Source organism: Sphingomonas aerophila, assembly GCF_014199305.1.
GTDB classification, from domain to species: domain Bacteria; phylum Pseudomonadota; class Alphaproteobacteria; order Sphingomonadales; family Sphingomonadaceae; genus Sphingomonas; species Sphingomonas aerophila.
Genome location: NZ_JACIJK010000001.1, coordinates 302284 through 327397, shown reverse-complemented (window position 1 = coordinate 327397; position 25114 = coordinate 302284). Strand labels below are relative to the sequence as shown.

Annotated in this window: 29 protein-coding genes; 22 read left to right on the top strand and 7 right to left on the bottom strand. The window is 66.4% G+C overall.

The genetic code is table 11. The features are described from left to right. The first annotated feature begins 11 nt into the window (after positions 1–11). From FHS94_RS01685 to FHS94_RS01650, 8 genes are all read left to right on the top strand, one after another. Entirely contained in the window at positions 12–704 is a 693-nt protein-coding gene (locus tag FHS94_RS01685) for a carbonic anhydrase (protein WP_184053911.1), read from the top strand. 35 nt (positions 705–739) lie between these two features. Then, a complete protein-coding gene (locus FHS94_RS01680; protein WP_184054412.1) occupies positions 740–2224 on the top strand; it encodes a SulP family inorganic anion transporter in 1485 nt (494 codons plus the stop codon). 152 nt (positions 2225–2376) lie between these two features. Beyond that, the gene (locus FHS94_RS01675) at positions 2377–3222 is read left to right on the top strand and encodes a TorF family putative porin (protein WP_184053908.1); all 846 of its coding nucleotides are present in this window, start codon (positions 2377–2379) and stop codon (positions 3220–3222) included. 267 nt (positions 3223–3489) lie between these two features. Next, a complete protein-coding gene (locus FHS94_RS01670; protein WP_343055113.1) occupies positions 3490–4845 on the top strand; it encodes a Y-family DNA polymerase in 1356 nt (451 codons plus the stop codon). 101 nt (positions 4846–4946) lie between these two features. After that, the gene (locus FHS94_RS01665) at positions 4947–5843 is read left to right on the top strand and encodes a tetratricopeptide repeat protein (protein ID WP_184054410.1); all 897 of its coding nucleotides are present in this window, start codon (positions 4947–4949) and stop codon (positions 5841–5843) included. After that, entirely contained in the window at positions 5840–6454 is a 615-nt protein-coding gene (locus FHS94_RS01660) for an LON peptidase substrate-binding domain-containing protein (protein ID WP_184053902.1), read from the top strand. Before FHS94_RS01665 ends, FHS94_RS01660 begins: the two co-directional genes overlap by 4 nt. A gap of 32 nt (positions 6455–6486) precedes the next feature. Beyond that, positions 6487–6627 carry a hypothetical protein gene (locus FHS94_RS01655; RefSeq protein WP_184054467.1) on the top strand — a complete coding sequence of 47 codons (141 nt, stop codon included), beginning with the start codon at positions 6487–6489 and terminating at the stop codon, positions 6625–6627. Next, entirely contained in the window at positions 6624–6803 is a 180-nt protein-coding gene (locus FHS94_RS01650) for a Trm112 family protein (RefSeq protein WP_184053899.1), read from the top strand. The genes FHS94_RS01655 and FHS94_RS01650 overlap by 4 nt, the downstream gene beginning before the upstream one ends. Here FHS94_RS01650 and FHS94_RS01645 read toward each other — a convergent pair. Then, positions 6800–8017, bottom strand: coding sequence for a UbiH/UbiF/VisC/COQ6 family ubiquinone biosynthesis hydroxylase (locus FHS94_RS01645; RefSeq protein ID WP_184053896.1), 1218 nt, complete (start codon positions 8015–8017; stop codon positions 6800–6802). The two genes, FHS94_RS01650 and FHS94_RS01645, sit on opposite strands and share 4 nt — an antisense overlap. A gap of 113 nt (positions 8018–8130) precedes the next feature. Between FHS94_RS01645 and FHS94_RS01640 the strand changes: the two genes are divergently transcribed. The 8 genes from FHS94_RS01640 (at position 8131) to FHS94_RS01605 (ending at position 15771) form a co-directional block, all read left to right on the top strand. Then, positions 8131–10422, top strand: coding sequence for a DNA translocase FtsK (locus FHS94_RS01640; protein WP_184053893.1), 2292 nt, complete (start codon positions 8131–8133; stop codon positions 10420–10422). Positions 10423–10522: 100 nt separating this feature from the next. Next, on the top strand, positions 10523–11131 hold the full coding sequence (locus FHS94_RS01635) for a LolA family protein (RefSeq protein ID WP_184053890.1): 609 nt from the start codon (positions 10523–10525) through the stop codon (positions 11129–11131). Positions 11132–11372: 241 nt separating this feature from the next. Next, positions 11373–12155 carry an exodeoxyribonuclease III gene (locus FHS94_RS01630; RefSeq protein ID WP_184053887.1) on the top strand — a complete coding sequence of 261 codons (783 nt, stop codon included), beginning with the start codon at positions 11373–11375 and terminating at the stop codon, positions 12153–12155. Next, entirely contained in the window at positions 12149–13195 is a 1047-nt protein-coding gene (gene ribA / locus FHS94_RS01625) for a GTP cyclohydrolase II (protein WP_246348279.1), read from the top strand. The genes FHS94_RS01630 and ribA overlap by 7 nt, the downstream gene beginning before the upstream one ends. A gap of 17 nt (positions 13196–13212) precedes the next feature. Then, positions 13213–13695 (top strand): ElyC/SanA/YdcF family protein, encoded by a 483-nt coding sequence (locus tag FHS94_RS01620; RefSeq protein ID WP_184053884.1) that lies wholly within the window; start codon positions 13213–13215, stop codon positions 13693–13695. A gap of 9 nt (positions 13696–13704) precedes the next feature. Further along, positions 13705–13914, top strand: coding sequence for a putative signal transducing protein (locus FHS94_RS01615; protein ID WP_184053881.1), 210 nt, complete (start codon positions 13705–13707; stop codon positions 13912–13914). Between the two features lie 139 nt (positions 13915–14053). Next, positions 14054–14392: a P-II family nitrogen regulator gene (locus FHS94_RS01610; RefSeq protein ID WP_184053878.1), complete on the top strand. Its 339-nt coding sequence runs from the start codon at positions 14054–14056 to the stop codon at positions 14390–14392. A gap of 14 nt (positions 14393–14406) precedes the next feature. Next, positions 14407–15771 (top strand): ammonium transporter, encoded by a 1365-nt coding sequence (locus FHS94_RS01605; RefSeq protein WP_184053875.1) that lies wholly within the window; start codon positions 14407–14409, stop codon positions 15769–15771. Between the two features lie 96 nt (positions 15772–15867). Here FHS94_RS01605 and FHS94_RS01600 read toward each other — a convergent pair whose 3' ends face one another. From FHS94_RS01600 to FHS94_RS01590, 3 genes are read right to left on the bottom strand one after another with little or no spacing between them, the layout of a single operon-like run. After that, positions 15868–16074 carry a hypothetical protein gene (locus FHS94_RS01600; RefSeq protein ID WP_184053873.1) on the bottom strand — a complete coding sequence of 69 codons (207 nt, stop codon included), beginning with the start codon at positions 16072–16074 and terminating at the stop codon, positions 15868–15870. Positions 16075–16126: 52 nt separating this feature from the next. Beyond that, positions 16127–16528, bottom strand: a complete 402-nt coding sequence (locus FHS94_RS01595; RefSeq protein ID WP_184053871.1) for a hypothetical protein — start codon at positions 16526–16528, stop codon at positions 16127–16129. Beyond that, the gene (locus FHS94_RS01590) at positions 16525–16971 is read right to left on the bottom strand and encodes a protein tyrosine phosphatase family protein (protein ID WP_184053868.1); all 447 of its coding nucleotides are present in this window, start codon (positions 16969–16971) and stop codon (positions 16525–16527) included. Before FHS94_RS01590 ends, FHS94_RS01595 begins: the two co-directional genes overlap by 4 nt. Positions 16972–17056: 85 nt before the next feature. Between FHS94_RS01590 and FHS94_RS01585 the strand changes: the two genes are divergently transcribed. After that, positions 17057–17830 carry an SDR family oxidoreductase gene (locus FHS94_RS01585; RefSeq protein WP_184053865.1) on the top strand — a complete coding sequence of 258 codons (774 nt, stop codon included), beginning with the start codon at positions 17057–17059 and terminating at the stop codon, positions 17828–17830. Here the strand turns inward: FHS94_RS01585 and FHS94_RS01580 are convergent. Continuing rightward, positions 17827–18507 (bottom strand): HAD family hydrolase, encoded by a 681-nt coding sequence (locus FHS94_RS01580; protein ID WP_221234457.1) that lies wholly within the window; start codon positions 18505–18507, stop codon positions 17827–17829. The genes FHS94_RS01585 and FHS94_RS01580 overlap by 4 nt on opposite strands. Further along, a complete protein-coding gene (locus FHS94_RS01575) occupies positions 18507–19166 on the bottom strand; it encodes a YggS family pyridoxal phosphate-dependent enzyme (RefSeq protein WP_184053862.1) in 660 nt (219 codons plus the stop codon). The genes FHS94_RS01580 and FHS94_RS01575 overlap by 1 nt, the downstream gene beginning before the upstream one ends. Before the next feature lie 66 nt (positions 19167–19232). Here FHS94_RS01575 and FHS94_RS01570 point away from each other — a divergent pair, with 66 nt between their 5' ends. Further along, positions 19233–19712, top strand: coding sequence for a thiamine phosphate synthase (locus FHS94_RS01570; RefSeq protein ID WP_184054404.1), 480 nt, complete (start codon positions 19233–19235; stop codon positions 19710–19712). A 6-nt stretch (positions 19713–19718) separates the two neighbouring features. Here the strand turns inward: FHS94_RS01570 and FHS94_RS01565 are convergent, their stop codons facing one another. Next, the gene (locus FHS94_RS01565) at positions 19719–20423 is read right to left on the bottom strand and encodes a hypothetical protein (RefSeq protein WP_246348278.1); all 705 of its coding nucleotides are present in this window, start codon (positions 20421–20423) and stop codon (positions 19719–19721) included. A 208-nt stretch (positions 20424–20631) separates the two neighbouring features. Between FHS94_RS01565 and FHS94_RS01560 the strand changes: the two genes are divergently transcribed. Genes FHS94_RS01560 through holA form a run of 4 tightly spaced genes read left to right on the top strand, consistent with a single transcriptional unit; the run spans position 20632 to position 25112 of the window. Further along, complete coding sequence (locus FHS94_RS01560) at positions 20632–21072, top strand: DUF3576 domain-containing protein (RefSeq protein WP_184053855.1); 441 nt, start codon at positions 20632–20634, stop codon at positions 21070–21072. Between the two features lie 7 nt (positions 21073–21079). Beyond that, positions 21080–23608 (top strand): leucine--tRNA ligase, encoded by a 2529-nt coding sequence (gene leuS, locus FHS94_RS01555; protein WP_184053851.1) that lies wholly within the window; start codon positions 21080–21082, stop codon positions 23606–23608. Then, positions 23605–24099 carry an LPS assembly lipoprotein LptE gene (gene lptE / locus FHS94_RS01550; protein ID WP_184053848.1) on the top strand — a complete coding sequence of 165 codons (495 nt, stop codon included), beginning with the start codon at positions 23605–23607 and terminating at the stop codon, positions 24097–24099. The genes leuS and lptE overlap by 4 nt, the downstream gene beginning before the upstream one ends. Then, positions 24096–25112 carry a DNA polymerase III subunit delta gene (holA, locus tag FHS94_RS01545; RefSeq protein ID WP_184053845.1) on the top strand — a complete coding sequence of 339 codons (1017 nt, stop codon included), beginning with the start codon at positions 24096–24098 and terminating at the stop codon, positions 25110–25112. Before lptE ends, holA begins: the two co-directional genes overlap by 4 nt. The last annotated feature ends 2 nt before the right edge of the window (positions 25113–25114 follow it).

The following is a 25114-nucleotide window of genomic DNA, read 5'->3' as shown; positions in this document are numbered from 1 at the left end:
GAGCCTTCCCCGTGAACGAACTGATTGGCCGCGTCTTCCACTTCGAGAAGCAGGTCTTTCCGGAGGCCCAGGCGCTTTATTCCAAGCTGGCCGCGGATGGACAGAGCCCCAAGGCGCTGATGATCAGCTGCGCTGATTCGCGCGTTGTCCCCGAACACATCATGCAGGCCCAGCCAGGCGACCTGTTTGTCTGCCGTAACGCAGGCAACATCGTTCCGCCGTTCATGGAGAACATCGGTGGCGTGTCCGCGACCGTCGAGTTCGCCGTGGTAGCGCTGGGCGTGCGCGACATCATCGTGTGCGGCCATTCCGACTGCGGCGCGATGAAGGGCCTGGCCGGTGATCCCGCCAAGCTCGCAGCCATGCCCAACGTCGCGACCTGGCTGCACCACGGCGCGGCTGCACGTCAGGTGGTCGACAGCAGCTATCCCGAACTGGAGAATGGCGAGCGCATCCACGCAATCGCGTTGGAAAACGTCGCCGCCCAGCTGAATCACCTGCGAACCCACCCGGCCGTGGCCGCCGGTATCGCGCGCGGCGAGATCGCGCTGCATGGCTGGTTCATCGAGATCGGCGAGGGCAAGCTGCTCGCGCTCGACGGGGAGTCCGGTCGCTTCCTGCCAATTACCCCGGACCAGCCGCTTCCGGTCGCACTTCCTGCGGCCCAGCGCCGTGCCGCAGCCTTTGCCGAGGCGGCCGAGTGAGCGCCGCAGTTGCTCCCCTGAAGCCCGGCGTGTCGATGCCACGGCTGTCGCTGCTCGGGCGCGACCTGACGGCTTCGATCGTCGTGTTCCTGGTCGCGATGCCCCTGTGCATGGGCATCGCGGTCGCATCCGGCGTCGCGCCGGAAAAGGGCCTGATCACCGGCATCGTCGGTGGCCTGATTGTCGGTTTCATTGCTGGCTCGCCCCTTCAGGTCAGCGGTCCCGCCGCCGGCCTGGCCGTGATCGTGTTTGAGCTGATCCGTGATCAGGGCCTGTCCGCCCTTGGCCCCATCCTGGTCGCGGCCGGGCTGATCCAGGTCATTGCCGGCGTGTTCCGGCTTGGCGGCTGGTTCAAGGCGATCAGCCCGGCGGTGGTCCATGGCATGCTCGCCGGCATCGGCGTGCTGATCGTGGTGGGTCAGTTCCATGTGCTGTTCGACGCCAAGCCGCTGCCAAGCGGGTTGCAGAACCTTGCCGCGATGCCCGGCCGCATGTTCGGCCTGGACATGACCAACGTCGCGGCGGCCGAATGGGCGTTCGTGGTCGGCCTGGTCACCATCGTCGCGATGATCGGGTGGGAAAAGCTGCGTCCTGCCTCGCTCCGGCTCGTGCCCGGCGCGCTGGTGGGTGTGGTCGCGGGCACGCTGCTTGCGGTTGCATTGAGCCTCGACGTGACTCGGGTCGCCGTACCCGCGTCGATTGTCGCGGCGATCAGCGCACCCGACGCCGGTTTCTGGTCGCGGTTCCTGTCGCCCGGCGTGCTCACCAGCGCACTGGCCATCGCCTTCATCGCGAGCGCTGAAACGCTGCTGTCCGCGGCCGCCGTCGACAAGATGCATGACGGCGTCCGTACCGACTACAACAAGGAATTGCGGGCCCAGGGCATCGGCAACCTGTTGTGCGGCTTTGCGGGCGCGCTGCCGATGACGGGGGTGATCGTGCGCAGCTCCGCCAACGTCCAGGCGGGAGCGGCGACGCGTTTGTCCACCATCCTGCATGGCGCCTGGATCCTGGGCTTTGTTGCGCTGCTGCCATGGCTGTTGCGCGCGATCCCGATGGCGGCGCTGGGCGCGATCCTGGTCGTCACCGGCTTCCGCCTGGTCAATCTGGTGCATGTCCGGCACCTGGCGCGCGACCATGGGCTGTTGCCGCCGGTGATCTGGGCCGCAACCCTGATCACGGTTGTCGCGGTGGACCTTTTGACGGGCGTGCTGGTCGGCATCGGACTGTCGCTTCTGGAGCTGGTGCCCCACCTGCACCGCCTGCGTCTGAAGGTGTTCGAGGAAGGCGAGGGCGAAGCGCATCGCGTGTCGTTCACGGGGGCTGCGACTTTTGTTTCCATCCCCAAGCTGTCGGACACACTCGACCGCGTGCCGACAGGCAAGGTGGTCACGCTCGACCTGACGAACGTCCCGGCCGTCGACCACAGCAGTGCGGAACTGCTGCGCGACTGGCTCGGCCGACGCCGTGCTGCTGGCGATCAGGTCGAGGTCACGGGGTCACCGCGATCCCTGGCCTGATCTAGTCATCATCCAGCAATCTTTCGTTACAAACGCGCAACGGACGGGTAACTGTCCGTTGTTAGCGTTTGCAGCATCGGACACGACCGGCCCCGTACGAGCGGCTGGCACCCGGTTGCAGGAGGAGCCTCTTCCTTCCAACGGAGGTTCCGATGAAGCTTTTTCCGATTGCGGCCGTGGCTCTTTGTGCGTTCGCCACTCCAGCTTTTGCGCAAGATACCGCGCCACCCAAGGACGTTACCGTCAGCGGTAGCGTCGGGCTTGTCAGTGACTATCGTTTCCGCGGCGTGTCGCAGACGGATGAGGAGGCCGCAGTTCAGGGCGGCCTGACCATCAGTCACAAGAGCGGCGTGTATGCCGGCGTCTGGGCATCCAACCTTTCCGGCTGGGGTACCTTTGGCGGTGCCAATATGGAGCTCGACCTGATCGGCGGCGTCAAGGTGCCCGTCGGCGACGGTGGGACTCTGGACGTGGGCGTTACTTGGTACACCTATCCCGGCGGCGCGGACAAAACGGACTTCGCGGAGCCCTATGCCAAGCTGTCGGGCACGGTCGGGCCGCTCGGCCTGACCGCCGGTGTCGCCTATGCTCCCAAGCAACAAGCACTGGGTAACTGGTATGCCACGGGTGCCGCGGCAGCATCGGGCGTCTACACCGATCCGGGCGACAAGGAGGACAACCTTTACCTGTGGGGTGATGCCGCCGCGGGAATCCCGGGCACGGGCGCCACGCTAAAGGGGCATATCGGCTATTCGGACGGCAATCCCGGCCTTGGACCAAATGGCACCAGCGTCGCACCGACCGGCAAGTACTGGGACTGGATGCTGGGCGTGGACTACGCGATCAGCGGGACACCGCTGACCGTCGGCGCGGCCTATGTCGACACCGACATCAACCGGCGCGAGTCGGCGTACCTGCTTCCGAACTTCTCCTCCACCAAGGACGGCGGGTCGATCGCGGGGTCGCAGGTCGTGTTCTCGGTATCCGCAGCTTTCTGAGCGCTTTACCCCCGCCGCGCGCGCAATTAGCCTTGGCGGCGGGGGCCAAGGAACATTAAGGGAACGGCGGTGAGCGAATCACCGTCCTTGTTGCTGGCCGTACCCGGCTCGATCTTCCTCCCGTGGTGGATCGCGGCGTAGGTGGGTATGGCTGCGGCTGGTTCCCGGTATCTTGCTGTCATCTTCCCATGGCTGTCAGCCGACCGGCTGCGGCACACCCGTGCCCATTTGTTTGCCGGACGCGCCGATCGCCCGCCGGTCGTTTTTGTGGAGCACGCCGGCCGTGCGGCCCGGGTCGCCGCCATAGACGCCGCAGCAGCGCAGGCGGGTCTTGAGGTCGGCATGATATTCTCGAGCGCGCAGGCACAGGTGCCAGCGCTGGAGTGGTTCCCCCATGATCCCCGTGCCGATCTCGATTGGCTCGATCAGCTCGCCTTGGGCTTTGAGCGGTACACGGCAGAGGTGACGGTTAGTCCGGCCGACGCGCTTGTCCTCCGTTTCCAAGGCTGTCTGGGCGACTTCCCCAGCGAACGCGCGCTTGCCGCCGATGTCGAGAACAGGCTAGCCCGCCGCGGGCTTCACGTCCGCTGTGCCTTTGCAAAGACGCCCGAGGCGGCACGCGCCCTGGCCAGATATCCCGGCGCTGCCGCCCCTGACGAGGCCGGCGCGATCCGTCGATTGCCGGTCGCCGCGCTCGACCTGGATGATGAGGAGGCTGGCTTGATGGCCGAGGCGGGACTGAGGACCGTCGGCGATGTCGCAGCACGCCCGCCTGGCGCCATCAGTTCGCAGTTCGGGCCGCATGTTACAGAGGCCGTTCGTCGCCTGATGGCGACTGTTTCCTCCCCGCGTCCAGTCGCGCCGCCGCCGCTTCGAGTGGAACGGCGAAGCACGCCACCATTGACGCGCGCCGATGAGCTTGCCCCGGTAGTGACGGACCTGATGGCCGAGGCCCGCATGTTGCTTGAGAGCAGGCGGCAGGTGCCCCGGCGCTGGCAGCTCACGCTGTTCCGGGGCGACGGATATGCCCGGCAAAGCCGCATCGACGGCGGGGCAGCCGCGGCGATCGCGGGCAGGCTGCTGGCCGGTCACGACGGGGTTTGCGGGCCGGCTGACGAAGAACTCGGCTATGACCTGATCCGCCTGGATGCGTTGTTGGTCGAGCCGATCGGGGAAGGTGAGCTGTACGCGGCGGAGATGGCGCCGCAGGCCGACCCTGCCTTACCGCGCAAGAGCGGCACGGGCCGACGTGCAAGCGCGGAGCCGTCCCAGCTAACGCTGTTCGCCCCGACCGAGCCGCCGGTTGCGCCCCCACCGGCCTGCCCAGGCAACATGGCCGAGCGGCCGATACACCTGTTCGATCCGCCCCAACGGCTGGATGCGGTGGTGGCAGGTGAGGCCGCCGGCACGCCCACCAGCTTTCGCTGGCGTCGCCGGTATCACGAGGTGGCCCGTGCCGACGGGCCAGAGCAGGTCGCGGACGAGCGCGCCCGTCGCGGCCTGACTCCGCGCGCACGCGACTACTATCGGTTGCAGGACCGGCGGGGGCGGCGGTTCTGGATCTTTCGACAGGTCGGCGAGGACGAACGATTGCAATGGTTCGTCCATGGGCTGTTCGCCTGATCGCCGGACGGAGCGCCTCGCACGAAACCGCTTGGCGCTGCGCAGCGACGCCCCCACATAGCCAGCAACTGACAGGAGCTCATGAGTTGGCCACGCTAGGCATGTCCCCCGCCGAAAAGACCGCCGTGGACGTATTCCGTCGCGACGTCGTCGAACCGTCCATGACCAAGCTGGTCATTATCGATTTCTGGGCCGAATGGTGCGGGCCATGCAAGGCGTTGAGCCCGGTGCTGGAGAAGGTCGCCGCTGCCTATGCCGACAAGGGCGTGGTGCTGGCCAAGATCGACACCGACAAGAACCAGTTCATCGCAAGCCAGTTTCAGATTCGCTCGATACCGACCGTGTACGCGATGTTTGGTGGCCAGTTGGTCGCCGACATGACGCAGGCACGTACCGAATCGCAGCTGCGCACCATCCTGGACCAGTTGATCCGGCAGTTGCCGCTCCAATCGGAAGCGGCGGACGCGGACGCCGAGATCGAGCCGCTGATCGCGATGGCGGAGCAGGTGCTGGATGAGGGCGATGCCGCTCGCGCCCTGTCGATCTACGACCAGCTGGCGGAGATGGCGCCGGAAAACCCCGCCGTGGTCGGCGGGCGGCTGCGTGCGATGGTTGCGGCGGGCGAGCATGACGCGGCAGAGGAATTGATCGCGACGCTGACGCCCGAACTGGCCAAGGATGCCGGCGTACAGCGTGCACAGGCGGCACTGGCGCTCGCCCGGAGTGCGCAGCCCGTCGACGACCTTGCTGGCCTTGCCGCCCAGGTTGCAGCGAACCCGGACGATCATCAGGCGCGGTTTGAACTGGCCAATGGCCAGATGGCGGCAGGTGACCGCGACGGAGCGGCCGACAACCTGCTCGCCATAATTGCGGCCGATCGCGAATGGAACAACGGCGGCGCGCGCGCGCAGCTGCTCAAGCTGTTCGAGGTGGTCGGCCTGATGGACCCATGGGTTGCCGCGCAACGACGCCGCCTTTCGGCCGTTCTGTTCGGATGACCGACACGACCCGCCTGTCGATCTTTCCCTTGCCGGGCGCCCTGTTGTTTCCGGGGCTGTTCCTGCCACTTCACATCTTTGAGCCGCGCTACCGGGCCATGGTGTCTGATTCGATGGCGCGGGATCGGCGGATCGGGATGATCCAGCCGCGCGAGGATGGCGAAAAACCGGCGTTGTACGATGTCGGCTGTGTCGGACGCATCGCCGAGGTCGAGGCGATGGAGGACGGGCGCTACAATCTGGTGCTCGAGGGCCTGTCGCTTTTCCGCTTGCGGCGCGAGCTCGACGTCACGACGCCATTTCGCCAGATCGAAGCCGAGCTGATCGCGAGCCCTGCTGACGAAACGCTGCCGCTTGCCCATCGGTCATCGTTGGAGCTGGAGTCGCGCCGGTTCGCGGACGCCCATGGATATGCGGTCGATTGGGACGCGGTATCGCGGCTGGATGACGAGAACCTGGTCAACGGCATCGCCCAGATCGCGCCGTTCGATATCGCGGCGAAGCAGGCGTTGCTGGAAGCGCCCGGCATCGAGGCGCGTGCGGACCTGCTGGTGCAACTCATGCACTTTTTCGGCCGGCACGACGGCGAGGACAGGGTAACGCTGCAATGACGCGACGGCGGGGACGGCGCCACGGGGCAGCGATGGCGGTCTTCTTTTTCGCGAACCTGTTCGAACCGCGCAAGGCAGCGGCGATCGAGAACCTCGATACCGCAAACCGCATCGGGCCGGAGGCCGAGCGGCGGCGTGCGACGGCTGCGGAGCCTCCGGAGCCGCGGGCGTGACGACAACCCTGGATCCCTGGCTGCTGGAGCGACTGGTCTGTCCAGTCACCCGCCAGCCGCTGCGCCATGACAAGGAAGCGGGCGAGCTGGTGTCGGAAGCGGCAGGGCTCGCCTATCCGATACGCGACGGCGTGCCGGTGATGCTGGTCGAGGAAGCACGCCCGCTCGCCGGTTAGGCGAGCGACCCTTCCAGCAATCGCGGTAGCGACCCTGTTTCGCCGCGAGCCTCTGCCATGAACCGGTTCTTGAGCGGGGGCAGCGCGTTGACCGCGGAGATGCCGAAGCGGCGCACCGCGCTCGGCAGGCGCCCGGGGATGCCGAACAAACGGGTCAGCGTGTCGGTGGCGAAAGCGACGGCGAAGGTGTCGAGACTGCGCCAGCGGCCATAACGTTCCAGCAGGGCCGCGTCGCCGAGGTCCAGCCCAAGCCGCTTGCCGTCGACCAGCACCTCCACCAGTGCGGCGACGTCGCGGAACCCAAGGTTCAGCCCTTGCCCGGCGATCGGGTGAATGCCGTGCCCGGCGTCACCCACCAGCACGAGCCGCTCTGCGGTCAATCGCGCGGCGTGATGGAATCCCAGCAGATAGCTTGCCCGCGGGCTGGGCGCGGAGAGGGGCCCCAGGAAGCCACCCATGCGCTTCTCCGCTTCGTGCAGAAAACCACGATCACCAAGCTTCATCAGCCCAGCGGCTTCGGCACTCGCGACCGTCCAGACGATGGCCGACCGGTGGCCGATCTCGTCATCGGGCAACGGCAGGAGGGCGAAGGGCCCGGCAGGGTAAAAGATCTCGCATGCCGTGTTGTCGTGCGGCCGGACATGGTGGAACGCGCCGATCGTCGCGGCGTGATCGTACCGCCATTGCGCAACGGTGATCCCGGCCGCCTGACGGGTCGGGGAGTTCCGGCCCTCGGCCGCCACAAGAAGCGGGGCACGCACGACCTCGCCCGAGTCGAGCGTCACGGCGACCCCGGCGGGGCCACGATCGACCTCGACCGCCCGGGTGCGCATCCGCAGGTCGATGTTCGCCGCGCCATTGACTGCTTCGAACAAGGCGGTCCGCAGCCGCTTGTTCTCATACATCACGCCAAGCGCACCGGTGTCGGGGTCGGGCACGAAGTCGAGCCGGCCAGGCTCCAGGCCATCGGACACCCGAATCCGCTCGATCGGGCAGCCATGGCCGGCAAGGGCCGTGCCCAGCCCGATCGCGTCCAGCATGCGCCCGCTGGCGCTCGCCACGGCCGAAGCGCGTCCGTCAAAGCCCGGCGCCAGCGTCACCGCGGGGTCGGCCGGATCGATCACCGTTGCCGATAGCCCATGCGCATCGAGGGCCAGCGCCAGCGTGGCCCCGACCAGGCCGCCGCCCAGAATGATCACGTCGTTGGTTGTCATGACGCTCCGTCTACCCCTCCCGCCGCGCTCTGCCAACGCCGCCACCTTGACGCCGGACCAGCCGGGCGCGATGATTTTCGCTAGTTTTCCACAAGCATCGGGATTTTGGACACATGGCGAGCCGCGCGCAGCCAGCGCTCTGGCGCGAAACGGTCAAGGCGGGGGCGGTGCGCTCCGGCGCGCTCGCGCTGTCGGTCGCGATCTTTGCACTGACCTTGTTCCTCGTGATTGCCCTGGCCAGCTACCGAGCGAGCGATCCTGCGCTCAACACCGCGGCAGGCGACGTGATCGGCAATCTTGCCGGCGCGCCGGGAGCGTGGATTGCCGACGTGCTGCTGATGTTGTTCGGCCCTGCCGTTGCTCTGATTCTGCCGATCGGCCCGATCGTGGGCCTGCGGTTGTGGCGGGACCAGCCGGTCGGCCGTTGGGCGCGCATGTTGCGCGGCGCAACTCTGGGCGTGGCGCTGATGGCGATCGCACTGTCGTTCGTTTCCGATGCGGCCGTGCTGGCATTGCCAGCGGGCTGGGGCGGCGTGGTCGGGATCGCCGCGGCCGATCTGGCCCATTGGGCGCTGTCCTTCACCGGCCAGCCCGTGGCAGAGCTGTGGGGCGGGCGCTTGCTCGGCCTGATCGCCGGCGTCGCGGGCGTGATCGTGTGGGCGCGCCATCTGGAACTGGAAGTGCGTACGCCAAGCTTCCGCCGCAGAGCCGCGGGCGAAAGCCCTGCCCCGATCGACGACCGCGACGAGCCCCTGACGCTGGTGCGCCAGCCGATCGAGGCGGCCCCGCGCCCCGTGGCAGAGCCCGATCCGCGTCCGGCCCCGGTCATCGCCGATCGTCAGGTCGCGCCCTCCGCCGCCAAGCCCAAGCAGCAGGGCAAGCTGGACCTGCGCGACACCTACAAGTTGCCGACGCTGGACCTGCTGACCGCCGCGCCGCCCGCGCCCAAGGCCGCGATCGACAAGGCATCGCTGGAGCGCAACGCCCGCTTGCTCGAAAGCGTGTTGGATGATTTCAAGGTACAGGGCGCGATCACGGAGGTTCGCCCCGGCCCGGTCGTTACGATGTACGAATTGGAACCAGCCCCCGGCATCAAGGCGAGCCGTGTTGTGGCCCTGGCCGACGATATTGCCCGCAACATGAGCGCCGTTTCCGCTCGTGTTGCCGTCATTCCCGGACGCAACGTGATCGGCATCGAACTGCCCAACGCCAAGCGCGAAGCGGTGTCGCTTCACGAGCTGGTCGGCTCGCAAAGCTTTGAGGATCAGTCCGCCGCGCTACCGCTGATCCTGGGCAAGAACATCGCGGGTGACCCGGTGATCACCGACCTGGCGCCGATGCCGCACCTGTTGGTCGCGGGTACCACCGGTTCGGGTAAGTCGGTGGGCCTGAACTGCATGATCCTGAGCCTGCTCTACCGGCTGACGCCGGACCAGTGCCGGTTGATCATGATCGATCCCAAGATGCTCGAACTGAGCATGTACGACGATATTCCCCACCTCCTCTCTCCCGTCGTGACGGATCCGGCCAAGGCGGTCCGCGCGCTGAAATGGGCGGTGGAGCAGATGGAGGACCGCTACCGGCAGATGTCGTCGGTGGGCGTCCGCAGCCTTGCCGGATTCAATGAGAAGGTGCGCGCCGCCAAGACCAAGGGGCAGCCGCTCGGCCGTCGCGTTCAGACCGGCTACAATCCCGAGACGGGCAGCCCGATCTACGAGACGGAGCAGCTCGAGTACGACGTGCTGCCGCAAATCGTGGTCATCGTCGACGAGCTCGCGGACCTGATGATGACCGCCGGCAAGGAAGTCGAGTTCCTGATCCAGCGGCTGGCGCAGAAGGCGCGTGCGGCGGGCATCCACCTGATCATGGCAACCCAGCGTCCGTCGGTGGACGTCATCACCGGCGTCATCAAGGCAAACCTGCCGACCCGCATCTCCTTCCACGTCACCTCCAAGATCGATTCTCGCACGATCCTGGGAGAGCAGGGGGCGGAACAGCTGCTGGGTCGCGGTGACATGCTCTACATGCCGGGCGGCAAGGGAATCGTGCGCGTTCACGGCCCCTTCGTCTCCGACGACGACGTGCGCGCGGTGGCGGATTACTGGCGGTCGCAAGGCACCCCCGAATATATCAGCTCGGTGACCGAGGAGCCGGAGGAAAGCTTCGAACTGGAAGGCGCGCCGACCGGCGAGGACACGGCGGAAGACCAACAATATCGCGCCGCGATCCAGCTCGTCTGCGAAAGCCGCAAGGCATCCACCAGCTGGCTGCAGCGTCAGTTGCGGATCGGCTACAACTCCGCAGCCCGCATGATCGAGCGGATGGAGAAGGATGGAGTCGTGGGCCGGCCGGACCATGTCGGACGCCGCGAAGTGCTGCGCGACGCAGAAGGACACGCGATCTGAGGGCGCAGCGGATGCGCAACGCGGGATCCCTAATGCACGCCTGAGCGTAGGGCGGGGCAGTTCACCATCCGTTCAACCCCGTTCAGCCAGCGAGTGGCCGATGATTTGTACTGTTCTTTCCATTGCCGCAGTGGCCGTCGCGGCGCCGGTCGCGGCCCAGTCCCAGGGTGACCTGCAGCTCGTCCAGCGTCACCTGCAGGGGCTGACGACGATGACGGCCACCTTCAGCCAGACCGATCGCGCGGGCAAGACGCTGACCGGAACGCTGTCGCTCAAGCGACCCGGGAAGGTGCGCTTCCAATATGAAAAGAGCGTACCGATCCTGATCGTGGCCGATGGCGGGGCACTGACCTTTATCGATTATTCGGTACGGCAGGTGCAGCGCTGGCCAATCAAGGAGTCGCCGCTAGGGGTGCTGCTCGATCCGACGCGCGACATCACGAAGTTCGCGACGCTGACGCCGGGCGTAGACCCCCGACTGGTCTCGATCGAAGCACGCGATCCGCGCCATCCTGAATATGGCCGGATCACGCTTGTATTCGCCCGCAACGGCAGCGGGCCGGCGGGGTTGACGCTGCAAGGTTGGGTCATGCTCGATAGCCAGAATAACCGCACCACCATCCGCTTCTCCGATCAGCGATATGGCGGTCCGATTAGCGACGACACGTTCCGCTGGAACGACCCGCGGAGGCCTGGCGGGCGCCGCTAGCCCCTTACCTGACAATCGGTTAATGTGAGGGACAGGTTTTCTGCCCTATAGGCACGGGTGCGGAGGGCGTGGCGTTCCGGGATTTTCCCCCTGTTGCCCGGACCTGTCTACCCTCCCCCCTGCGTGACGAACGCTAGGTCGGCCCTCGCTCCACGCCCCCGGAGCGGGGGCCTTTCCTTGTCTGCTTCCATCGACGTCGTCGATAGTGACGAAGCGGCGCGGGCACCTTACATCGCGCCCCGTGAAGATCGTGTCCTGGAACATCAACTCCGTGCGGTTCCGCATCGAGATCGTCGAACAATTCCTTCGTGAGCACGAGCCGGATGTGCTGTGCCTGCAGGAAACCAAGGTCATCGACGCCGACTTTCCCGCGGATGCGTTCCGGCGGCTCGGCTACAAGCACATCATCCTTCACGGGCAGCGGATGCATCACGGGGTGGCGATCATCAGCCGGGTGCCCGTGGTGGAGGATGACCGGCTCGATTGGCAGGCCAACAAGGAGGCGCGCCATGTCGGGATCCGACTGCCCAACGGTGTGCGGCTGGAGAATGTCTACGTGCCCGCCGGCGGTGACGTGCCCGATCGCACGGTGAACCCGAAATTCGGGCAGAAGCTCGACTTCATCGACCGCATGATCCGCTGGTCCGAGGGCCTGGAGTGCCCGACGCTGCTGGTCGGCGACTTCAACATCGCGCCGCTCGAAGCGGACGTATGGAGCCACAAGCAGCTTCTCGATGTCGTCAGCCACACGCCGATCGAGGTTGATGCACTCTCGCGGCTGCAGTCATCGAACAGCTGGGTCGACCTGGGGCGGCACTTCCGCCCCGCACCCGAGCGTTTGTTCACCTGGTGGAGCTATCGGGCCAAGGACTGGGCCGCTTCCGACCGGGGGCGGCGCCTGGACCATATGTGGGGCACGGCCGAGGTCGCCGCACGGGCAACGGCGCACCATATATTTGAGGATTGCCGGTCCTGGCTGAAGCCGTCCGATCATATCCCGATCATGACCGAGTTCGATTGGTGAGCGCCCGGGACGCGGCGCGGGCGATTGACGCGGTGCGACGCGGCTGGCCGATCGCAATCGGCGACCTGACGCTGCTGGCTGTCGAGACGGCGGACGACGAACGCCTCCTCGCCTTCGACCCCGACGGACGCGGGGACGTGCTGGTGTCCGCAGGCCGGGCCGATACCCTGCGCCTGACCAACCAGCTCGCCGCCGCCAATCCCGATGCGCCGGTACTTGTCGAGCGAGCACCCTGGATCGACCTGGCCGGTGCTGTTGCGCTTGCCGATCCGCAGCTCGACCTGGCTACCCCCATGAAGGGCCCGTTCCGCGCGGTTAGGTTCGACAATCCGGGTGAGGCGGCGGCTGCGCTGAAGCTGGCGCGAATCGCGGGGCTGTTGCCCGCCTTCTTCACGGGCGGCGTCGGTGCGGTTGTCCAGATCAGCCCCGCTGACATCGACGCGCATGAGGACCCGACCCGCCTTCGCCTGGCCACCCGCGCGCGGTTGCCGGTCGAGGGGGCGGAGGATGCGGAGATCGCCGCCTTCCGCTCGCCCGACGGCGCGGACGAGCATGTGGCGCTGCTGATCGGTCAGCCCAACGGGCAGCCGCCGCTGGTGCGGTTGCACTCGGAATGCCTGACCGGCGACGTGCTCGGCAGTCTCAAGTGCGACTGCGGCCCTCAGCTTCAGGCCGCGATCCGCGCCATTCAGGCGTCTGGCTGGGGCATCCTGCTATACCTGCGGCAGGAAGGGCGCGGGATCGGGCTGGTGAACAAGCTGCGCGCCTATGCGCTGCAGGACCAGGGTTTCGATACGGTCGATGCGAATACCCGCCTGGGTTTCGCGGTGGATGCACGCGACTTCGGCGTGGCAGCGCAGATGCTCCGCCTGCTTGGCCAGACTCATGTCCGCTTGCTGACCAATAATCCGGCCAAGGTCACCGGCCTGGAAGCTGCGGGGGTCACGGTGGTGGAGCGGGTTCCGCACCTCCTGCCCGCCAATCCGCACAACGAGCGCTATCTCGCGACCAAGCGCGACCGTACCGGACATCAGTTCTGAGCCGGCGCCTGTGCGTCGTGTTCGGGGCAGCGGTTCGCCCGGACGGGAGCGCCAGCCCGACGCTGGCGCGCCGTGTCGGTTACGCAGCCGCCCTGGCGGAGCGTGATCCGGCGATCGACCTGTTCTGCTCGGGCGGGGTCGGCCGCTACCCGCCAGCGGAGGCGGAAGTGATGGGGCGGATGCTGTCCCATGCGGTCGCGGCGGATCGGGTGATCCTGGACACAGCCAGCCGAGACACGCTGGAAACGGTACGCCGGGCTGCGGCCCTGGTCCGCCGCGCAGGCTATGCCGAGTGTTTCGCGTGCACGGACCCTTATCATCAGCCGCGGGTGCGCATGTTGTTCGCGCTGTACGGCATCCGTTGCCGTCCCGTAGCCTTCCCCAAGCGCGGCTCGCGCAGGCTTCGGCGGCGGATGCGGCTGCGGGAGGCAGCGGCGATCCCCTATGACCTTTTCGCCGGTCTGGGCGCACGCTGGCGCGACTGGCGTCGACCGAGCTAGGCTGACCCCATGGCAATCTGCGAACTTGGCCGCTTCTCCCGCAACGAGGCCCACATGATCGTCGGCCTGCTCGAGAGTGAGGGCATTCCCGCCGTCGCGTTCGACGCGTCAACGTCGATCGCGGAAGGATCGTGGTTGCTGATCCCCGTGCGGGTCATGGTGGACGAGGACGACGTCGAGGACGCCCGTCGATTGCTGGCGGACCTGCCCAACAAATAGGCAGCACCGCCCGATTGCCCGAAAAAGAACCTGATCCTCCCACCCGATCGGCCCACCATTGCGCTTGCGCAACAGCGTCGGCGCACCTGGCACGGCTGTTGCGATGTGAGTTGCTGGTAGTCGCAAAAGGGGGACAGGGGTGAAGCTGGTCATCGCGATCATCAAGCCGTTCAAGCTCGACGAGGTCCGCGAAGCGCTGACCTCGCTTGGCGTGGCAGGGATGACGGTCACCGAGGTCAAGGGGTTCGGCCGTCAAAAGGGCCAGACCGAGATCTATCGGGGGGCCGAGTACAGCACCAACATGGTGCCCAAGATCAAGATCGAGGTGGTGTGCGCCACTGCACTGGCCGACCGGGTGGTCGAAGCCGTGCAGCAGTCCGCCAACACCGGCGCGATCGGCGACGGCAAGATCTTCGTCCTTGATGTCGGCCAGGCCGTGCGCATCCGCACCGGCGAAACCGACGACAGCGCACTCTGAGGGGGGTGAACCGAATGAAGCAAGCAATTCGAATTGCCGGGGCCGTCGCGGTGGGAGTGGGCCTGGCCTGGGCAGCGCCCGTTCTGGCGCAGGCCGCACCACTCCAGTCACCGCCCGCCGCACCGACCGCCGTCGTCAACAAGGGCGACACGGCATGGATGATGACGTCCACCCTGCTGGTGCTGATGATGATCCTGCCCGGCCTGGCGCTATTCTATGGCGGCCTCACCCGCACGAAGAACATGCTGTCCACCATGACGCAGATCGGCGCGGTCGCGTGTCTCGCGATGCTGATCTGGGTAATGTACGGCTATAGCCTGGCGTTTGGACCCGACGTCACCAGCGGCTTCCTGTCCAATTTCGTGTCCAGCTTCGACAAGGCGTTCCTGTCGGGCGTGACTTCGGCCAGCCAGTCGGCGACGTTCACGGCCGGGGTCGAGATACCCGAATATGTGTTCATCTGCTTCCAGATGACCTTTGCCGCCATCACGGTGGCGCTGGTCCTGGGCTCGGTCGTCGAGCGGATGAAGTTCTCGGCCGTGATGGCATTCGCCGCGGTGTGGCTGACCATCGTCTATTTCCCGATCGCGCACATGGTGTGGGCATCGTCTGGCCTGCTCTTCAAGGCGGGCGCGCTCGATTTCGCGGGCGGCACGGTGGTGCACATCAACGCGGGCGTGTCCGCGCTGGTGGCCAGCCTGATGCTCGGCAAGCGCATCGGCTATCCGACGACCCCCATGCCCCCGCATTCGCTGACGCTGACCGGGGTTGGCACCGGCCTGCTCTGGGTGGGCTGGTTCGGCTTCAACGCGGGCTCCGCGCTGGAAGCGAACGGGTCTGCCGGTCTTGCCATGATCAACACCTTTGTTGCGACCGCCAGCGCCGCCTTGTTCTGGATGCTGGCCGAGCGGGTGCGTGGCCACAAGGGTTCGGCACTCGGCTTCTGCTCGGGCATCGTCGCGGGGCTGGTCGCGGTGACCCCGGCGGCCGGCAATTCCGGGCCGTTCGGCGCCATCGTGCTGGGCGCGATCGCGTCCATCGTCTGCTTCTTCGCCGTGTCGGTGCTGAAGCCGCGGCTTGGCTATGACGATGCGCTGGACGCCTTTGGTGTGCATGGCATCGGCGGCATGATCGGCGCCCTCGGCACCGGCATCGTCTACGCGCCCTCGCTCGGCGGGCCGGGCGCTGCCGACTACGCGATGGGCGCCAAGCTGCTGGTCCAGTTCGAGGCAGTCATCACGACGATTATCTGGGCCTCGATCGGCACCGTGATCGCGATTGCGATCGCCAAGGCAGTCACCGGCCTGCGCGTCACCCCCGAAGTCGAGACCGAAGGCCTCGACATCGGCGAGCATGGGGAGCGCGCCTACAACATCTGATCCTATTGGCCGGCGGGGTCCGCCCCGCCTGCCCCACCTTGTTCCTCCTGCGGACACACCTGGCCCGGCATGGCAACATGTCGGGCCGCTTTTATGTCAGGCAACCAGGGCCGCGACGGTTCCGACCAGCGACAAGGCCAGAAGAGCGCCCAAACGAAGCACGGTCATCCACCATACCGCCCTGTTTTCATGACGCGTGCCCATGCGGGTGGCCATCCAGACCTCCCCGTCGCGCCATGCCCCGCGCAGCATCCACAGCAGGATAGCGTCGGCGACGAGGAACGGGATTACCAGCGGGTCCATAGCATCTCCGGACCGCAACGATGCCGCGAACGCCTGTTTGCGCCCGCGCGCCTCAATGACGCCACGCGATCCCTTCTGGGGCGAGCCGGCGTACGTCGAGGGCGTCAACTCCTGCCACGAAAACGGTGCCGACCTCGCGGGCGCCGGTTTCTACCAGCACGCCGCCGGGCCCGGCTCTCAAGGCACTCCAGCGCACCTCGCTGACAGCCAGCCGCGTACCGCGCCGCCGCACTGCTGCAACCCGGCCGTCCTCTCCCACCGCCAGCGCGCCACGGCCATCAGCACCGACCACCGCACCGCGGGTGCGAAAGTTAGGCAAAGCGGCATCAGCGGCCGCCGCCGCGGACTCCGGGTCCTCGATCCGTGCCCGTGTCCCCCGCTTGACCCACCATATGCCGGCAGTGGCCAGAAGCAGAACCGCCACGATCGCGGCGGCGGCCACTGCAACGGTCATTTGGAGTCCGAGGCCCCTGCCGCGAGCGCGTCCAGCGTCGGTCGGATGGCAGACAGGTCATAACCCGCCTGTCCTGCCTGTGCCTGAAGCACTTCCGGATTACGGCCCGCCTTTGCCGCGGCAAGCGCCCACAGGTTGCAGCTACGCGTCCCGGAGCGACAATAGGCGAGCACCGGCCCGTCCGCAGCCACCAGCGCCGCCGCCATGGCGTCAACCTGAGGGTGGCTGAACCCTGCGCCAGTCACGGGGATCTCGTGATAGGCGAGCCCGGCCGCCTGGGCGGCAGCGCGGATCGTCTCGCCTGAGGGCTGGCCCGCCTCCTCGCCGTCCGGCCGGTTGTTGATCACGGCGACAAACCCGGCATCGCGAACAGCGGCCATGTCGTCGGGCGTGATTTGCGGCGCAACGGCGACGCTTTCGTTAAGGGGGCGCAAACTCAGCATGTCGTCATGATAGACCAGTCTGCCGATGGATTGAACCACCACCGTATGCGTCCCACATCGCGCCGCGACAAAGGGAGCAGCGCACATGAAAGCGAACGGCAACACCATCCTGATCACGGGCGGCGGATCGGGGATAGGCGAGGCGCTGGCGCAGCGCTTTCACGATGCCGGCAACACGGTGGTGATTGCGGGGCGGCGGCGCGAGGCGCTGGAACGCGCTGCGGCCGGCCGGGAAAATCTTCACGTCATCGAACTGGACGTAACTGACGCCGACGCGATCGAGCAATTCGCCCGGGAGGTGATCGAGCAGCATCCGTCGATCAATGTGTTGATCAACAATGCAGGGATCATGCGGTTCGAGGCGCTCGACACCCGCCGGGACCTGAAGGACGCGGAAGAAACGATCGTCACCAACCTGCTGGGGCCGATCCGATTGACCAACGCATTGGTTGAGCACCTGGCCGGCCGACCTGGCGCGGCGATCGTCAACGTCACCTCTGGCCTGGCCTTTGTGCCGCTGGTCGCGACACCGACCTACTCCGCGACAAAGGCTGCGATCCACAGCTACACCGTTTCACTACGTGACGCGCTGAAAGGCCGGGTGGAGGTCATCGAGCTAGCGCCGCCAGCCGTCCAGACCAATTTGACGCCAGGGCAGTCCAATCGTCCGGGATACCAGCCGTTGAACGAGTTCGCGGATGAGGTCCTCGCCCTGTTCGGCCAACAGCCAACCCCACCCGAGCTCCTGGTCGAGCGCGTGAAGTTCCTTCGTAACGCGGAGGCTGAGGGCCGTTTCGACCAGACATTGACGACGCTCAACGAGAACGCCCGCAAGGCGCGCGAAGCCCAGCCCGACTAGGCGAGAAGCCGAGCCGCTTCGGCGAAATCATGCGCGATGTCGTCGACTCCGAGGCTTCGGAGTCGATCGGCATGGCCGATCCCGCAATGGCTGCCAGCGCACAGACCGATTACATGCCCGCCCGACGCAACAGCGCCGGTCGCGCCAACCGGTGAATCTTCCAGGATTGCGGAGCGGCCGATGTCGACGCCGAGCATCCTGGCGGCGTGGAGGTAGAGATCGGGTGCCGGCTTCCCGCGCTCGACATGCTCTTTGCCCGAATAGATGTGCTCACCAAACGCGTCGGACAGCCCGATATGGTCGAGGTGTCGCCGGATCCAGGCCGTGCTGCTGGACGACACGATGGCACGAGGGAGCAGTTTCGGTAGGGACCGAACGAATTCCACCGCCCCGGTGACCTCGTCCACCCCGGCCTCGAGCACACGGCGGTTTTCGACCTCGCGGTCGCGATGGAACTCAGGCGGCAGTGGGCGGCCAATCCTCCGCTCAATCGCGGAAAGGAAGTCCGGGCCGGCCAGTCCCATGAAATGAGCCATAGACTCCTCCACCGTCGTTGGATGGCCGGCCGCTGTCAGCCACTCCGCGATGTGCCGGTTGCCGCTCGCCTCACTTTCGATGAGCACGCCATCGAAGTCGAACAACAGTGCATCGAAACGCACAGAAATGGTTTCGCTCATTACGTGCGCTCTCCGAACAGCGCGCTGCCGACACGGACATGGGTGGCGCCGAGCATCGCCGCTGTCTCGAAATCGTCGGACATTCCCATGCTGAGGCCATGAAGGCCATGATCGCGCGCCAGCTTCGCCAGCAGCGCAAAATAGGGGGCAGCCTCGACGCCTGCCGGTGGGACTGCCATTAATCCAGCGACGGGCAGCACCGCTGTCGCCAGGGTGAGAAGTTCAGGCAGTTCGGCCACCGGGCATCCTCCCTTTTGCGGCTCGTCGCCGATGTTTACCTGGATGAAGCAAGCGGGCCGTCGACCGCTCGCGTCCATGTTCCGGGCGAGTGCAGTGACCAGTGAGGCGCGATCGACCGAGTGTATGGCGTCAAACATCGCCACCGCGTCAGCGGCCTTGTTCGACTGCAGCTGGCCGATCAGGTGCAGTTCAATATCAGGGCGCCCGTCCCGCAGCGCCGGCCACTTCGCCTGCACTTCTTGGACACGGTTCTCGCCAAAGATGCGCTGGCCGGCATCGATCAGCGGCTGGATCGCGCCTGCATCGTGAGTCTTGGATACCGCGATCAGGGAAGCAGAGCCGGCGGGCCGGCCAGCGAGAGCGGCAGCGCGGTCAAGCCGGGTACGCACCTCGGCCAGGCGAATGGCGGATGTAGTCATGCGCGCGCTATAGGGACGGTCGTGACGCCCCGTAACCCCGTGTCGCCGCTGCCGCGGACCTGGTTGATGACCGACGAGCGAGTAGGTGACGCGCTGTGGACAGCCTTGCGCCGCTTGCCACCCGGATCGGGGGTGGTCGTGCGGCACCACAGGACGCCCGCTTGTCAGCGGCGATTGCTGATCCGCCAGATTCGCCGGATAGCTGTTGCCCGACGATTGGTGATGGTCGTCGCGGGTGGCGCCGTCGGGGCAGGGACTCATGGCGTCGGGGGCGGTGTGGGCCAGCTCAGGACCTGGGCCGCGCACGATCGACGTCAGGCGATTGCCGGAATTCGAGTTGGGGCGAAAATACTGTTCGTGTCGCCGCTGTTCCCGACGCGTTCGCATCCGGGCGCACCCGCACTAGGCCCGGCAAAGGCGGCGAGGATCACCGCAGGCCTTCCGGTCGCGGCGATTGCGCTGGGTGGCATGACCGCACGCCGGTTCATCCGCGCGCGGCATTGGGGATTTTCGGGCTGGGCGGCGATCGACGCGCTAAGCCGCTGACCCGGATCAGAACCGGAAGGCAGTGCCCAGGTAGACAGCCTGGCTGTCACGCCGATCGGCCTCCAGGCGCGATAAGCGCTCACGATCGCTGCGATAACGGACGCCCGCCGTTACATCGAGGTTGCGGGTCAGCTTGTAGGAGCCGCCCACATCAAGCGAGTAGCTCGGCGCGGCCTCAACCAGTTGCGGCGCGTTGGCGAGCGGTCGATCAGCCGCCGCCTTCACCCGGCCGGTGAACCTGTTGAGCGAATAGCTGACCGCGACGTCCGCTGCTTCGCGGCTGCCAGGTCGGCTGGCCATATCGACGCGGCCGACCTCACCCGCCACCGCAAGGCTCTTCCAACCGAGTGCAACGCCCATGTTGTATGCAATCGGTGCCAGCGTCGTGCCCTGGTCGGCGGTGGCGATCGCCACGCCGCGAGCCGGATCAACAGCACGGCTGGAGCGAGCGCGAACGGCAACCGTGACCTTGGGGCTGATCGCGCGCGTTTCAGCCGGCGTGAAGCGGAATGATCCCGTGTCGAGGCCGCCACGGGCAAACATCGCTGCGAGTCTCGGATCACCAGCAACGGGCGTGAAACCCAGCATCGACACAGGCGGAGCAACATGCCGCGCAGGCGTCGCGTTGCGAGAGGGCGTCGCCCCGAGCGCGCCAGGCAGGGCAAGAGCGGCAGCGGCGACAAGCACCCCACCAGCAACCCCTGTCAGCATCCGCCCTTTACGCATGTCACCTCTGTCCGCCGGCCATCGCGCCGGTTCTTATTAAGCTGCGCCTAACATGATTCGCTCCGTTGGAAATACCATGGTGGTACAATATTGCTGAGGTGTTGCACGCAACCCACAGCTGCCGCGGGATTGCCGGGGCGTAGGCACGGCTGTAGAGCGGGTGGTGGCCCCTTTTAACGCCAGGAAGCGCCTGATGATGCCCCGTTCGCGTATTGCCGTTCTTCTTCTCGCCGCTGTGGCGCTGCCCCTTGCAGGATGCAGCAAGGGTGGGGAGCGGCCCAAGGCGGATCTCGCCGCATCCAAGGTGACCACGATCGGCGTCAACGCCTATCTGTGGCGGGCCAGCCTCGACACCCTGTCGTTCATGCCGTTGGTGCAGACCGACTCCAATGGCGGCGTGATCGTCACCGATTGGTACGTCAATCCGCAGGTTCCGACCGAGCGCATGAAGGTAACCGTCTCGATCCTCGATCAAGACTTGCGCGCTGACGCGGTCCGCGTGGCGGCTCTGCGTGAGGTCAGCCAAGGCGGCCAGTGGGTTGCCGCCCCTGTACGGGCGGCAACCGTGCAGAAGCTTGAGGACATCATCCTGACGCGCGCCCGCGACCTGAGGCGTGCGGCGATCGCGGGCTGATCCGTCGATGACCCCTTCGCGCGGGGACGCACCCGCTCGGCCATCGCGCTTCAACGCGCTCAAGGCAGATGCCGCCTGGCAGGCGACCTGGGACGAGCGCGGCACCTTTGTCGCGCGCCAGGACGGTGGCAACAAGCCGAAGACCTTTGTGCTCGAGATGTTTCCCTATCCATCGGGGCGCATCCACATGGGGCACGTCCGCAACTACACCATGGGCGACGTGCTCGCGCGGTATCGGCGGATGACCGGGCACGACGTGCTTCATCCCATGGGGTGGGACGCGTTCGGCATGCCCGCCGAGAATGCGGCAATGGAGAAGGGCGTCCACCCGCGCGGCTGGACGCTGGACAACATCGGTACGATGAAGGCCCAGCTCAAGCGGCTTGGGTTCGCGCTCGACTGGAGCCGTGAACTCGCGACCTGTGAGCCTGACTATTACGGCCATGAGCAGGCGCTGTTCCTCGACCTGCTCGCGGGCGGCTTGGTTTATCGCAAGGAGTCCGCGGTCAATTGGGACCCGGTCGACATGACCGTGCTCGCCAATGAGCAGGTGATCGACGGCCGCGGCTGGCGATCAGGCGCGCTGGTCGAGAAGCGCAAGCTCAACCAATGGTTCCTGAAGATCACCGACTTCGCCGACGAGTTGCTCGATGGCTTGGGCGAGCTGGAGCACTGGCCGGACAAGGTGAAGCTGATGCAGGAGAACTGGATCGGCCGCAGCCGCGGTCTCCAGTTCCGCTTCGGCCTGTCCGATGGTGGCGAGGTGGAGGTGTTCACCACCCGGCCCGACACCATCTTTGGCGCGAGCTTCGTTGCCGTTGCAGCTGACCATCCGATTGCGCGTGAGCTCGCGGAGCGATCGGCCGAGGTTGCTGCCTTTGTCGAGAAGTGCAAGCAGGGCGGCACCACCGCGGCGGAACTCGAAACCCAGGAAAAGCTCGGCTTCGATACCGGGCTGACAGCCCGCCATCCGTTCGATCCCAATTGGCAGCTGCCCGTTTACATCGCCAATTTCGTGCTGATGGAATATGGGACCGGAGCGGTCTTCGGGGTTCCGGCCCATGACCAGCGAGACCTGGATTTTGCGCGCAAGTACGACCTGACCGTCACACGCGTGGTGTCGGACGGCGAACGCTCGGAACCCACCTTTGCGGGCGATGAGGCCTATACCGGGCCGGGTGCTCTGGTGAACTCGCGCTTCCTGGACGGCATGGCCGTGGAGGATGCCAAGCGAGCGGTGATCGCGCACGCTGAATCTGATGGCTGGGGCCATGGCACGACCGTGTACCGGCTGCGGGACTGGGGTGTCAGCCGCCAGCGCTATTGGGGCACGCCGATCCCGATCATCCATTGCAGCGCGTGTGGTGTCGTTCCTGTACCTCACGATCAGCTGCCGGTGGTACTGCCCGAGGACGTCAGCTTCGCCGTACCCGGCAATCCGTTGGACCGGCATCCGACATGGAAGCACGTCGCCTGCCCATCCTGTGGTGGTGCGGCGGTTCGCGAGACCGACACGCTCGACACGTTTGTTGATTCGTCCTGGTACTTCATCCGCTTTGCCAGCCAGCCCAAGGACAAGCCGTTTGATCGGGCAGAGGCGGAAGCGTGGCTGCCGGTGGGGCAGTATATCGGCGGCGTCGAGCACGCGATCCTGCACCTGCTTTACGCCCGGTTCTGGACGCGCGCGCTGCGGCACATAGGCAAGCTCGACATCGCGGAGCCGTTCGCGGGGCTGTTCACGCAAGGCATGGTGACCCATGCCACGTTCCGGTCGGCAGACGGGCGTTGGCTCAACCCGGCCGAGGTGGAGGACGGAAGCGAAATCGCGACAGGTCAGGCCGTCACGGTCGGTCGCGTCGAGAAGATGTCCAAGTCCAAGAAGAACACTGTCGATCCCGAACCGATCGTCGATCAATATGGTGCGGACGCGGTGCGCTGGTTCATGCTGTCGGACTCACCGCCCGAGCGTGACCTGGAATGGTCGGAAAATGGCATCGAGGGGTCCTGGCGCTTCGTTCAGCGCTTGTGGCGGTTGTTCGATGGGGACCAGGCCGGAGAAGGCGAAGACACAGCCCTGAACCGCAGGGTTCACCAGACCGTCGCTGGCGTGGCCGGAGACATCGAAGCGCTGCAGTTCAACAAGGCGGTGGCGAAGCTCTATGAGCTTGTCTCGGCCATTGAACGCGCCCAGCCCTCGGCATCGCGAACCGCGGCAGTGCGCACGGCCATGCTGCTCGTCGCACCAATGGTCCCGCATTTGGCCGAAGAGGCCTGGTCTGCGTCCGGCGAACAAGGCCTGATCGCGGACGCCGCCTGGCCAGAGGTCGACCCAACACTGCTGGTCGAAGATGAAGTGACCATAGCCATTCAGGTCAACGGCAAGCTTCGCGATACTCTCGTCATGCCGAAAGGCGCCGCCAAGGATGTCGTGGAAGCAGCCGCGCTCGCTTCGGATAAGATCGTCAGGCTGCTGGAGGGTAAGGCACCGCGCAAGGTGGTCGTCGTGCCCGACCGGCTGGTCAACCTGGTCGCATGATTCGCGCTCGCGCCTTGCTGCCGTTGCTGCTGCTCAGCGCCTGTGGGCTGAAGCCGCTTTACAGCGCCGGCGGATCAGGCCCGGTCGGGTCCGTGCTGTCCCAGGTGGAAGTAGCGCCCATTGAGGGTAAGTCGGGCTGGCTGGTGTCCAACGCCCTTCGCGATCGGTTAGGCGCTGCGGGCACGGGCGCGGCGCGCTACCGCCTACAGATCAAGCTCGACGATCAGATCGCCGGCTTCGGCGTGCGCCGCGATGATGCCGTCAGCCGGGAGCGGCGGACCCTGCGCGCGCGCTATCAACTGGTCGATCTTGGCGACAACAGCGTCGTTGTGGACGCCACGGCGGGATCGGACGCCGGCATCGACGTGGTGCAGTCTGAATACGCGACCATCGCCGCTGAGAATAGCGCCCTGGAGCGACTGGCCGAGATCGTGGCAGACAAGATCGTCGCCCGGGTTGCCCTGTACGGCGGGCGCCGGACTACCCCGTGAAGGCCGATGCCGGGCGGATGCGGACCGCCCTCGCCGCCCCGCCGCCCGACATCCGCCTGTTCCTGCTATACGGCCCCGATGAGGCCGGGGCTCGTGACCTTGCAGCGGTGTTGGCGAAGGCAATGGGGCCGGACGCCGAGCGGGTCGATCTCGCTCCCGCGATGCTGCGGGCTCAACCGGGCCTGCTGGCGGACGAAGCGGCCAGCCTGTCGCTGTTCGGGGGCGCTCGGCACATCAGGGTAGCTGGAGCCGGTGAAGACGTTCTGGAGGCTGCTACGCTGCTTCTGGAGGCTGATCGGGCCGGCAGCCCTGCCGTGGTGCTCGCGCCAACGTTGAAGGCGACGGCAAAGCTGGTGAAACTTGCACTCGAGTCTCCGCGAGCGCTTGTTCTGGCGTGCTACGAGCCAAGCGCTGCAGAGATCGATCGGATTGCGTCTGAGTTAGGGCGAGCACAGGGGCTCCAGTTCGAGCGGGGTATCGCGCGAAGGATTGCGGAGGCTGCGGGCGGTGACCGGGCCGTGATGGCGCGCGAGATCGAGAAGCTTGCCCTGTACCTCGACGCTGCGCCTGATCGCCCTCGCCCGCTCGATGACGACGCGCTGGACGCCGTCGGTGCAGACCTGGTGGACGCAGATGCAGACGCATTTGCCGCCGCAGTCGTAGCCGGGCGGGTCAGCGATGCTGGCGAGTTGCTGGCCGGGCTAGCCGAGTCCGGGCAATCAGCGATCCCCTGGCTGCGTGCACTGGCGCGGCGATTGACCCTGATTGCGGAATTGCGCCGTGAGGCTGGTGGCGGCGGCGACCTGTCCGTGGCCTTCAAGCGCTTCCGCGTTCACTTCACCCAACAAGCCGAAGTCGGCGCTGCGGTCGCCCGGTGGTCACCTAACAGAATAGCCAGCGCGCTGGATGCTGTGAGGGCCGTGGAACGCGCCGTAATCGCCTCTGGAAGTGCCGGCGACGTCCTGGCGCTCGCAGCGACGCTCGACCTTGCCCGGCGAGCCGCACCACGCTGAAC